General features: G+C 59.0%; 8 protein-coding genes. 4 read left to right on the top strand and 4 right to left on the bottom strand.

Features of this window, described 5'->3' with window-relative positions; translation table 11 throughout:
• Window positions 1-16: 16 nt before the first annotated feature.
• Entirely contained in the window at window positions 17-268 is a 252-nt protein-coding gene (locus tag HUW35_RS03080; RefSeq protein WP_181254198.1) for a DUF2147 domain-containing protein, read from the bottom strand.
• Window positions 269-513: 245 nt separating this feature from the next.
• Between HUW35_RS03080 and HUW35_RS03075 the strand changes: the two genes are divergently transcribed.
• The 3 genes from HUW35_RS03075 to HUW35_RS03065 are packed head-to-tail and all read left to right on the top strand — an operon-like array spanning window position 514 to window position 7,154.
• Window positions 514-4,458, top strand: a complete 3,945-nt coding sequence (locus HUW35_RS03075; RefSeq protein ID WP_181254197.1) for a PQQ-dependent sugar dehydrogenase — start codon at window positions 514-516, stop codon at window positions 4,456-4,458.
• Window positions 4,459-4,509: 51 nt separating this feature from the next.
• Complete coding sequence (locus tag HUW35_RS03070) at window positions 4,510-5,757, top strand: DUF1552 domain-containing protein (protein WP_181254196.1); 1,248 nt, start codon at window positions 4,510-4,512, stop codon at window positions 5,755-5,757.
• A 2-nt stretch (window positions 5,758-5,759) separates the two neighbouring features.
• Window positions 5,760-7,154, top strand: a complete 1,395-nt coding sequence (locus HUW35_RS03065) for a DUF1566 domain-containing protein (protein WP_181254195.1) — start codon at window positions 5,760-5,762, stop codon at window positions 7,152-7,154.
• A gap of 20 nt (window positions 7,155-7,174) precedes the next feature.
• Here HUW35_RS03065 and HUW35_RS03060 read toward each other — a convergent pair whose 3' ends face one another.
• Complete coding sequence (locus HUW35_RS03060) at window positions 7,175-7,588, bottom strand: DUF2147 domain-containing protein (RefSeq protein ID WP_181254194.1); 414 nt, start codon at window positions 7,586-7,588, stop codon at window positions 7,175-7,177.
• Window positions 7,589-7,811: 223 nt separating this feature from the next.
• Between HUW35_RS03060 and HUW35_RS03055 the strand changes: the two genes are divergently transcribed.
• A complete protein-coding gene (locus HUW35_RS03055; protein WP_181254193.1) occupies window positions 7,812-8,489 on the top strand; it encodes an NUDIX domain-containing protein in 678 nt (225 codons plus the stop codon).
• A gap of 136 nt (window positions 8,490-8,625) precedes the next feature.
• Here HUW35_RS03055 and HUW35_RS03050 read toward each other — a convergent pair whose 3' ends face one another.
• Window positions 8,626-10,230 carry a glycoside hydrolase family 43 protein gene (locus tag HUW35_RS03050; RefSeq protein WP_181254192.1) on the bottom strand — a complete coding sequence of 535 codons (1,605 nt, stop codon included), beginning with the start codon at window positions 10,228-10,230 and terminating at the stop codon, window positions 8,626-8,628.
• A gap of 25 nt (window positions 10,231-10,255) precedes the next feature.
• Window positions 10,256-11,656, bottom strand: a complete 1,401-nt coding sequence (locus tag HUW35_RS03045) for a glycoside-pentoside-hexuronide (GPH):cation symporter (protein ID WP_181254191.1) — start codon at window positions 11,654-11,656, stop codon at window positions 10,256-10,258.
• Window positions 11,657-11,826 lie beyond the last annotated feature (170 nt).

The following is an 11,826-nucleotide window of genomic DNA, read 5'->3' as shown; positions in this document are numbered from 1 at the left end:
CGCAGCAGGCTATCTATTAAACTGGCTGCCAAGTCTGTGTGCGGTAGAAAAAGCCTAGGTAACCGCGCACTTTCAGGTTGCCGTTTTCTTCCCACATCTTGCAGTCGTAAACCTTGCCCTTGGTCGGATCCAGAGTCTGGCCACCCTCGTAGATATCGCCTTTTTTCACCATATTGGTGATGACATCGATACTGATAATTCTCTGTCCATTTCTCTCGTCTGGGCATCCGTCGGATACCGTTTCGTCCGGCTTCCTCAGCCGTTTCAACCCCTTTCCGTAAGCCTTTCAGGTAGATTTTCGTGAAACTGTAGAGGGTTTTGCGAAGATTTATGCGCAATCGGCGTAAGAACTTATTTCTAAAACGTCAACTTGCGTGAAGGGCAGAAAAAGTGGGGCGAGCGTTATCTCTGCGTTCCACATCAGGTCGTCGGTAAATTCCGGGGGTTCAATAGTACAGGCGCCGCCGCACTACGGTGGCATCCGTTTACATTGCAACGGTGCAGGAAATAATAATGAAAAGTCCCGTCCAGAAAATCTCATCATTATTGCTGCTCTTGTGCGCATGGTGTTCCACGTCAGCGGCGATCGCTGCGACCTGCGAGTACGTCGTGGTCAACGAGTGGGGCTCCGGCGCACAGACCAGTATCCGAATCACCAACAACGGCACCAGCCCCATCAACGGCTGGGAAGTGAGCTGGGAGTACAGCGACGGCACGGTGGTGACCGATAGCTGGAATGCCGAAACCTCCGGCGACAACCCCTATACCGCGAGCAATCTTTCCTGGAACGGCAATCTCCAGCCGGATCAGTTCGCCGAAGTCGGCCTGCAGGTCAGTAACGGTGCCGGCAGTGCTTCGGTGCCGGCGATCACCGGTTCGATCTGTGACGGGCCTGGCAGTTCCAGTTCGAGCTCCTCCAGCAGCTCCAGTTCTTCCGGCAGCTCCAGTTCTTCCGGTAGCTCCAGTTCTTCCGGCAGCTCCAGTTCTTCCGGTAGCTCCAGTTCTTCCGGCAGCTCAAGTTCCTCCAGCAGCGGCGGCCCCAGCGGGCCACCCCCGGCGGTGGCGTTGGAGCGGGCGTTTCCGAACCTGACCTTCAGTCAGCCACTGGGCCTGATGCAGGCGCCGGGGGACGATTCCCGCTGGTATGTGCTGGAAAAAACCGGCACCGTTTACTGGATCGATGCCAACGACAATGCCACGGCCACCAAGAATACCTACCTGGATCTGTCCGGCGTGGTGGATACCGCGGTCGAGGGCGGTGTGCTGGGGATGGCCTTCCATCCGGACTACCAGAGTAATGGCCAAGTGTTTCTGTCGTTCACCACGCCGGCTTCGGAGCCGATGACCTCGGTGATCGCGCGCTTTACGGAAAGCACCGGCGGCGCCAGCCTGAACGCTGGCTCGCGCCAGGATATCCTCACCCTGCCGCAGCCCTACGCTAACCACAACGGCGGCCACATCGCGTTCGGACGCGACGGCTACCTGTATATTGGTTTGGGCGACGGCGGTTCCGCCAACGACCCCCAGGCCAATAGCCAGGACACCAGTAACTGGCACGGCTCCATGCTCAGGATCGATGTGGATAGCGGTTCTCCCTATGCCGTTCCTGCGGACAACCCTTTCGTGAACGGCGGGGGCCTGCCAGAGATCTACGCCTACGGCCTCAGAAACCCCTGGCGCTGGAGCTTTGACAAGGCCAATGGCGATCTGTGGCTGGCCGATGTGGGCCAGTCCGGGTATGAGGAAATCAATGTGATCGAAAGCGGCGGCAACTACGGCTGGCGCTGTCGGGAGGGTTTCCACGGTACCTCCAACAACTGTAACTCCAGCGGCCCTTACGACGATCCGGTGTTCGAATACGATCACGGACTGGGGCAGTCGGTCACCGGTGGTTACGTCTATCGCGGCTCGCAGATCACTGGCATGAACGGCGCCTATATTTTCGGCGACTACGTCAGTGGCCGGGTCTGGGCCTATACCGATGCCATGTACCAACTGGTGGATACGAATCTGGGGATCTCCTCATTCGGAGAATCCAACAGCGGCGAAATCTACCTGGTGGATATCATTGGCGGCGCACTGTACCGGATCGTCGGGGACGGTGGCACCAGCTCCAGCAGCTCAAGCTCAGGCGGCTCCTCAAGCTCAGGCGGCTCTTCCAGCTCCAGCGGCTCAGGTTCAAGTGGCTCAGGTTCTAGCGGCTCTTCCTCCGGTAGCGGTGGCAGTGGCGGCGGTGACGGCGTCTCCTGCGAAATCACCTACGAGAATGTCTGGGATAGCGGCTACCAATTTGATGTCACCGTGCGCAATGCTGGCATTAGCGCGGTGAGTGGCTGGGAGATTGCGCTTCTGTTCAACGAGGCGCCGCAGATCACAGGCTACTGGAATGTGGATCTGGCCGTTTCGGGCAACACCGCCAGCGCCCGCGACGTCGGTTGGAATGGTGATCTCTCCCCTGGAGACAGCGTCAACTTCGGCTTTCAGGGCAATCACGACGGCAGCTTCGATCCACCCGATTGCCACGGTCCAGGCGGCTCGTCGAGCAGCAGTTCGAGCTCGTCAAGCGGCTCCAGTTCGTCATCCGGCAGCTCCAGCAGCGGCGGCACCAGCAATATGACCGGCGGCGAGATCTATGCGGCCCACTGCGCCCACTGTCACGGTTTCGCCGGCGACGGCGGTTCCATCGGTATTCCGCTGACCACGCCTCAGGACCTGGATTTCATGATCGGGTTTATCGAGGACACCATGCCCCAGGATCAACCGCAGGTCTGCGGCGCGGACTGCGCGCAGAAGGTCGGCAACTATATCGCCGATACCTTCTGGGAAGACCAGCAGCCGCTGAATTGCGAGATGGTCCGTTACGGTGCCCGCCAGTTGAAGCTGCTGACCCGTGCCGAGTACCAGAACACGGTCGAGGATCTGCTGGGGGTGAATTTCGCCGCTGCCGAGAGCCTGGCTGAAGACAGCCAGGTGGGCTACTTCATCAACAACGCCCACGCTTCGATAGTGACCAGCACCTACGATCGCTACTTGACGGCGGCCGAGGAAATAGCGGCCTGGTCGGCGGCGCGCGACTTTTCACCGGCGCTGAACTGCGGTTCCTTCAACCAGAGCTGCGTGGACGAGTTTATTGGCGACTTTGCGCCGAAACTCTTCCGGCGCCCACTGGACACCCAGGAAGTGGACACCTACTCGGAACTGGCCAACGGCACCTTTACTGAAGGCGATGTACAGACGGGTATGCAGCTCGCGCTGATGACCATGCTGTCCTCACCGCAGTTCCTGTATCGCCACGAACTGGGTGAATCGAATCCAGCCAACAGTGCAATAGACATGAACGCCTTCGAGTTGACCTCGCACGAAATGGCTACCTGGCTGAGCTACTCGTTCACCGGTTCCACCCCGGATGACATCGCCCTGCAGAAGGCGGCCAATGACCAGTTGCGCGACTCGGCACAGATCACCCAGGAAGCGCAGCGGCTGCTGGACCTGGCCGAGGCCCGGGACACCATGGGTGACTTCGTCGGAAGCTGGCTGGGCACCGATAGCCTGGAAAACGCGCCCAAGGACACGGCGGCCTGGCCCGGTTTCGAGAATGTGGCGCCGCATATGGAGCAGGAAATCCGCGAAGTCTTCGCCGAGGTGATGCTGAACGGCAACGAGTCTTTCGCCTCCCTCTATGATGCGAATTGGACCTTCGTCAACGGACCCCTGGCGCAGCACTACGGTATCAGCGGCGTTTCCGGTGACGACTTCCAGCAGGTCACCACCAGTGACCGCGGCGGCATTCTCACCAGCGGTGCTTTTATGGCGCGCTGGGCGGAGCTGACCGAAACCTCGCCGATCCGGCGTTCGGTGCGCGTGCGCCGTCGCATGCTGTGCCAGGACCAACCGGATCCGCCCGCCGGTATCACGGAAAGCCGCGCCGAGCGTCTGGAAGAGCTGGCAGATCTGATCGCCGATCCGGCCACCACCAACCGCGTGAAGTACGAAGCGCTCACTTCCGTGACGCCCTGTCTGAACTGTCACCAGGAGTGGATCAACCCCCTCGGCGGCGGCATGGAAGACTTCGATGCGGTGGGCAACCCTCGCAGCGTCGACCTTAACGGCAATCTGATAGACGCCAGCGGCGCGTTGTACGCACCGGATGTGCTGAGCAACCGCGGTGAGTCGATCGCGTTCGAGGGTTCCCGCGGACTGGGCCAGTTACTGGCGACCCTGCCCGCTGCGCAGTCTTGCGTATCGCAGAATATGTTCCGCTTTATGCTCGGGGTGGGGCACGACAGCATCGATGGCTCCAACCCGGAAGGACGGGCACTGGATCCGGTCGAGGAGGAGGGATACGCCTGCACGGTAGAAGATATGACCGACACCCTGGTGCAGCAGAGCCCCCGGGCGATGCTCGAAAACATGAGCACTCTGGATGCGGTGCGTTACCGCAAAGAGTGGCAGCGCTGAGGCACCGGGACCCAGCCGATCAGCCATATAAACAGAATAAGGGCGCAAGTTATGAAAAAGCCATACAAGAATGTGTTTGACAAAAGACGCAGGGATTTACTGAAAATTTTCGCCGCTGCGGGTATCGGCCAGGGACTGCTGCGGGCCTCGCCGCTGGTCGGGGGCATGATGGCGTCCCGCCTGGCCGAGGCGCAGACGGGCCCCAACAAATCGGTGGTGATTTATGTGCCGGACGGCGCCCTGCCGGAGCACTGGTACCCCAACGGCGATCTGACCAGTTTCGGGGCCATGTCCCAGCCTTACAGCACCGTCGCCAGCGAGTGCAACTTTCTCAGAAACATGGGGCACCATCGCGGCGGTCACGGCGTCATGTCCACCATCATCAACAACAGTTGGGGCGGCGACAGTTTCGACGTGAACATGGGCAGAATCCTCGGTGAGAACCTGCCATTCACCTACGTCAACCTGGGCGTACACAGCAACGGCAACGGCGTTCTGACCAAGGACAACGGTTCCAAAGTGCCGTTTGAAGACAACCCCTTCAACGCCTTTAACCGGCTGTTCGGGAATCTGCAGCCGGGCGGCGGGGGCGGTGACCCCAAGCTGAACGCGGTGGACGCACACCTGGATGCAGTCAACGCCCTGAAAACAAAACTGGGGTCTTACGAACAACAGCGCCTCGATTCTCATTTGACGGCGATCGAGGAAACCCAGCGGCGTCTGCAGGATCTGGGCGGTGGTGGTATGTCCTGCGACGCCGCCAGCCCACCGGCGGAGTTTCCGATCGAATTTTCCACCTTTCAGCAACAGGCGGAATTGCAGGCGGATATCATCGCCCTTGCGCTGGAGTGCAACTTCACTGCCTCCTGCTCTCTGGCACTGGGCAACGACGGTGCCGAGTTCACACTGCCCTACCTGGATTTCCAGAACACCTACCACTCATCCATTCATGGCGGTAACGGCGGCGATCCGACTTACCCTCACTACCGGGAGACCCGTGCCCACCTGAGCAGTCTGTCGGCTTCACTGATCGGCCGCCTGCAGGACCGGGGGCTGCTCGACAGCACCATCGTCTGCGAGGTTACCGATATGGGTAACGGCGACGCCCACAGCAACACCGACGTTCCATTGATCATGGCCGGCGGCGGCGGTGCCATACAGCGCGGTGTATCCAATGCCGGCGGCGCTTCCTATACGCCCCTGCATCAGATACACACGGCGGCCGTGGCCCTGCAGGCCCACCAGCACCCGTTGTACCAGGGTTATCAGAGTGAAGTGATTCCGGGTGTGTTGGCCTGAATATGTTCGAGCATAAAACTGCGCAGGCTATTGCGCTTTCTTTGGCGGTCGCCTGCCTGAACGGATGCTCGGAATCCGGACGGGATTCTTCTCAGCCGCGAAACAAACTCAACGACACCGGCATCACCTGGGGTGCGAATTATCCCAGGGGCGTCAACAGCGATTGCACCGCAAGTGTTGACCTTGAGCGGTTGCCCGATAGGGAATCCCTGGTGGGCGATATCCTCAGCCAGCAGGACTGCAATCAGGGCCGGGACATCGCCCGCGAAGGGCGCGCCGATGGCGCGGCTGGCTTTGCCTATCGCAAGGTCGACGCCAAAGGCGAGCTACTAGCCGAGGATGCGCAGAGCTGGCAGTGTGTACTGGATGAAGTCACCGGCCTGGCCTGGGAAGTCAAACAGCCGGGCGACGGCATCTACGGCAACCGCGGACGCCACGACGCCGACGATGTGTTCACCTGGTACAACCCGGACAAAAGTGCCAACGGCGGCGCCATCGGCGACTGGAACAGCCGCTACGCGCAGTGCACCGGCTATGTCGAAGGTCAACCAGCCACCTATTGCAATATCGAGGAATTCGTCAGCCGCACCAACCGCCGAGGTCTGTGCGGCTTCAACGACTGGCGCGTACCGACAATGGATGAACTTTCCGGACTGGTGAACTTCGGACGCAGCGCCCCCGCCATCGACACTACCTATTTTCCCAACACCAAAGACGGTTTTTACTGGAGCCATTCGCCGGACGCCGAATTACAACAGAGGGCCTGGGCGGTCAACTTTCAGTTCGGCTACTCCGCGCCCATGCCGCGGAACAACGGTCGCCATATCAGGCTGGTCAGGGATTGGGTGGACGGGTCCGGGAAAAGCGAACCCAACCCGGCATCGGCACCGCTGCTGTCGGCTGTCCCGGCGCAGGCCACTCAGGGCTGCAACAGCGAACAGATCCGGGCCTCGGCACCCGCCTCCCGCTATCGACAACAGGACGATGGTTCCGTTGCCGACACCGAAACGGGCCTGATCTGGCGCGCCTGCCTGGAAGGTGTCGCGGGAGAGGCTTGCGACCGGGGTGAACCCCTGGGGCTCAACTGGGCCGAGGCTCTGACCTATGCGGCGGCACTCGACAAGAAGGGCGCGGTCTCCGGCGATGGCGATTGGCGCCTGCCGAATATCCGCGAGTTGGGCAGCCTGCTCGAACTGCAATGCGCCGGCCCGGCGATCAACCGTGCGTTTTTCTCCAACGCCGCCTCAGAGAGCGTTTGGTCCTCATCGCCATCCAATTTCCATACCCACTATTCCTGGTATGTGGATTTCGCCAGCGGTGCGCTCACTTATGGTGAACGGGAAAAGCGCAAAGCCATCCGCCTGGTGCGCGACGCCCGGAAAAAGCCGCAAGGCTGATTGGTTCACCTAATCCGGGGCTACTTCGCCGGATACCAAGTCTGGGTACGGTAGAAGAATCCGAGGTATCCGCGCACTTTCAGGTTGCCGTCTTCCAGCCACATTTTACAGTCGTAGACCTTGCCCTTGGCCGGGTCCAGGATCTGGCCGCCTTCGTAAATATCCCCTTTCTTCACCATATTGGTGACGATGTTCATACCGACGATTTTCTGGCCCTTTCTGTCACCAGGGCAGGCATCGCACACCGTATCGTCTGGCTTCATCAGCAGATCGACAACGCGGCCGTAGTATTTACCGCCCTGTTCGTAAATTTCCACAATCGACTTGGCCTGTCCGGTTTCATCGTCGATCGTCTGCCAGCGACCCACCACATCGGCGACCGCAAGCTGGGTAGTGAGCAACAGGCTGATTAAGGCAAGAAATAGAGTTTTCATAAAGGATCCATCGCTAAAACAGAGGGGTGACCATAACACCATATCTGGTCGGTTTCTGCATGGGCGTTTCCATTCTAGTGTAGATGTTCATTGTTGGCGCGCCCGTGCCGTGTCCCACGGGCGCTGCGAAGCACCGGTATCTGTGGAATAATCCGCAGTTTTACTTCATTAAAATAATGCTCCGGCCACAGCTAATGCCGGAAGCTCGGCCAGAAGCGGATCTATGGATACTCCGAAGCATGCACTCACCGTAGACAATGTCATTTTTGGTTTTGATGACGGCGAACTGAAAGTGCTGATCGTCAAGCACGGGGAGGGCGAGAGCCGCGGTCGCTGGGGGCTCCCGGGGGACTGGCTCAAGCAGAGCGAGACCCTCGAACAGGCGGCCAGTCGCGTGTTGCAGGACCGCACCGGGGTAAAGGATATTTTCCTCGAACAGTTGCACGCCTTCAGCGACCTGGACCGGCACCCGGGTGACCGCATCATCACGGTGGCCTTCTTTGCCCTGGTCCGTTCCGATGCGCACGCACTGTCTGTGGGTAAATCGGAAATGGATGCGCAGTGGGTCAATGTGCGAGACACGCCGGAATTGATCTTTGACCACCAGCGCATATTGAGTGCAGCACTGACAAGGCTCAAACACAAGGTGCGACACGAACCCATCGGTTTCAACCTGTTACCGGAGAAATTCACCCTGCTGGAGTTACAGCGTCTGTACGAAGCGGTACTGAATATCACCCTCGACAAACCAAACTTCCGTCGCAAAATGATGAAAATGAACCTGCTGGTTTCCACCGATGAGAAACAATCCGGGGTCAGTTATCGCGCGGCCAACCTGTATCGGTTCGATCTCAAGGTGTACAAGGATCTTACTGAGCAGGGATTTGTATTCGAGGTTTAAAGCGTTCGGGTTTCGCCGACGGAATAAAAAAAGCCCGGAGCGCAAATGCCCCGGGCCAATGGTCTTTGAGAGAGACAACTCACCACTTGCTACCTGAAAACTCAGGCATCTTCAGGCTCCGACCTCCTCGAGCCGGTTACTGCTCCAGATACTCGAAGAAATCAAAGTCGGCGGGGCCGTTGGCCCCGGAAATATCCTGGCAGGCCATGCCAACAAAGGCACCGGTAAAGCTGGCGCCCTCGCCTCTGCCCGCCTCGTCAGAGACAATGCTGTAATCCAGCGTATCCCCGACTTTCTGCCAGGTTTCCCCGTCCGTTGACCAGAGGAAATCCAGCTTTTCAAAAGCCACCTGCGCGCGCAGGTAAATCGGTGTATTTGCTGGCACCGGCACAACCTTTTCGGCACCGGAACCGTAATTCCCCAGTGGGAACTGCACATTGGTCACTTCGCCTTCGCTGTGGCTCATGATACCCAGGTGCTTGCCGTGCTCGTCGTCGTGGGAAATATACAGATAGTGGAATTTCTGCCCGTTGTAGTAACAGGTGATACCGGCCATCTGCTGGAAGGTTGTCGGCTCGAACTCAACGCGTGTTGTAGCGCTATAGCAGAACGCCTGCTGGCGTCGTGCAATCAGTGCCTGCTCAAACTCATTGCCAATAGACTGCTTGCCGTACAGGCGCAGGTAGCCGGGGCGATCTTCCAGGCTGTAGAAATTTTCCGGGTAGGGGGTGCGCGGCCACTGATAGTGCATGGGCAGTTCCGCACTGTCGAAATCATCCAGTGACGGGTCCGCAGGCCAGGGGTGTGGAGGCAGGTCCGGCCCGTCCAGGGTGGCGCGGGGCTGGTTGTTGCCGTGGGCCAGGCGCAGCCAGCCGTCCTCACTCCATATCGCTCGCTGTATCGCGGTCTCGCGTCCCAGCGGGCTGCGTTTCAGTCCCGGTAAGGGGCGGGTGCTCAGATGTACCGCAAATATCTCGCCCTGCGGGGTTTCCACGATATCGCCGTGGCCGGAGCGCTGCAGAACCAGATCCGGATTATCCACAGAGGTCAGGAAATAGCCCTGCGGGTCCACCTCATAGGGACCTTCGATGTTTTTTGAGCGGGCAAAGGTCATGCGGTGCTCGTAGCCGGTGCCGCCCTCGGCGGTGAGCAGGTAGTAATAGCCGTTTCGGCGATAGATATGCGCGGCCTCCGTCAGGCCCGCTTCGGTGCCGCGGAAAATATTGGTGATCGGCCCCACCAGCTTCTTCTCTACAGGATCGTATTCCTGCAGCAGGATACCGCCGAACGGGTTTTTGCCAGTGCGGTGGTCCCACACCATGTTCATAAACCATTTGCGGCCGTCGTCATCGTGGAACAGGGAGGGATCGAAACCACTGCTGTTGATGTACACCGGATCACTCCACTCGCCGTCGATGGTTTCGCAAGTGGTAATGTAATTGTGCGCGTCTTTGAAACTGCCATTGAAGCGTTTTACATCGGTATACACCAGATAAAACAGGCCGTCGCTATAAGACAGGCAGGGCGCCCAGACACCGCAGGAATCCGGGTTGCCACGCATGTCCAGCAGTGCCGCCCGGTTGAGCGGACGGCTTACCAGGCGCCAGTTCACCAGATCCTTCGAGTGGTGAATTTGCACACCGGGATACCACTCGAAGGTGGAAGTGGCGATGTAGTAGTCGTCACCCACCCGAACGATGGAGGGATCTGGGTTGAAGCCTTTCAGAATTGGATTGTTCATCACGTCCTTACTTCTACAATCAGGTTCAATGGGAAGCCGCGGAGGCAGTCTCGGGAGGGGTAGGTCCTTCGTCTGCTGTTTGCGCATCGTTTGCGCTTCGGGCGATGTAGGCGTTACTCAGGCGGTAGCGACGGAAAATCGCCATGGTGATCAAAGTGCAGATCACCGGGCCCGCTGCATAAATCAGCACGATGCCAGTGAGGGTACGTTCGCTCTGCTCAGCGTTGGGAACGTAGTCGAAGTATCCCAGCAGCCAGCCGGCGCTGGCGCCGCCGAAGGCCAGCCCGAGCTTCAGTGCCATCAGGTGACCGGAATAGGCCATGGCCATTTTTTTCGGGTGGCCTTTCTGCGCAAACCAGTCGACCGTGTCGGGCACCATGGAAAACACCAGGGGAATCGCAATCATGTGCACGTAGTTGGCGGCCATGGCCAGTGCCAGCGCCAGGTACACCTGGTCGCGCCCCAGGGGCAGCAGAGCCGCGTGGGTCACGATCACGCCGATCATGGCCCAGTTAAACAGCTGAACCTTGCAGAAACGCTTGGTCAGGAAGTTGGTGCTCACCGCACCTGCGACCCCAGCCAGCATGGGCAGGGTCACAAACATGCTCACCAGGCTCTCGGACTGGAAGTAGTAGGTCACATAGAAGGGAGTGACTGCGCCGCGCATGGCCACCAGCACCAAAAGGAAAAACGTTGCCGCGGCAATAATGGCCCACTGGCTGTTGCGGAACAGGTTGAAAAAATCCCCGGCGAAACTCTTCAACTGAAACTGATCACTGCCATTTTCGTCGGCCTCCGGCTGCACCCGCTCGCGGGTGGACCAGAAGCAGATAAAGAAGCACAGCGCGGCGATCGCCGCCATCACTGCCATCGCCATCTGGTAGCCGAAGGCCTTGTCCCCCTGGCCCAGCAGGCTGACCAGCGGCAGGGTCAGCGCTGAAACCAGTGCGCCACCTACCATGGCCATGGCGAAACGGTAGGACTGGATGGAGGCGCGCTCGGTGGTATCTTCGGTAATCACGCCGCCGAGAGCAGAGTAGGGAATATTGATCGCGGTATAGACGGTCATCAGCAGGGTGTAGGTGATATAGGCGTACACCAGCTTGCCGTTCTCCCCCAAGTCCGGGGTAGTGAATGCCAGCACAGCGAGGCCTGCATAGGGCAGTGCCATCAATAACAGGTAGGGACGGTAGCGGCCCCAGCGAGTGCGGGTCCGGTCTGCCATGCCGCCGACCAGGGGATCAGTGATGCCGTCGAAGATACGTACCACCAGTAACAGGGTGCCTGCTGCGGCCGCTGAAATCCCGAATACATCGGTGTAAAACACCAGCAGGAAGTTGATTACCACCTGGAATACGATATTGCTGGCGGTATCACCAAGGCCGTAGCCGATTTTTTCACGGATGCTGATTGCTGACGATTGCATGGTTTTCTCTCAGGTTTTTATTGTTATCCACCGCTATATGGATCTGCCCCGGTCTGCGGATCGCTCCGTGCCAGCGCTGTTATTTGCTGTTGTTTTTCTTTTGGTCAACTTGTGGCGAACCAGTGGCTTTCGCCGGACATTCATAATAGTCTTGTTGACTATAACACAGG

The organism is Microbulbifer sp. YPW1, from assembly GCF_013367775.1.
Lineage (GTDB): Bacteria > Pseudomonadota > Gammaproteobacteria > Pseudomonadales > Cellvibrionaceae > Microbulbifer.
The sequence above is the reverse complement of the archived record's forward strand: the minus strand, read 5'-3'. Positions and strand labels throughout refer to the sequence as shown.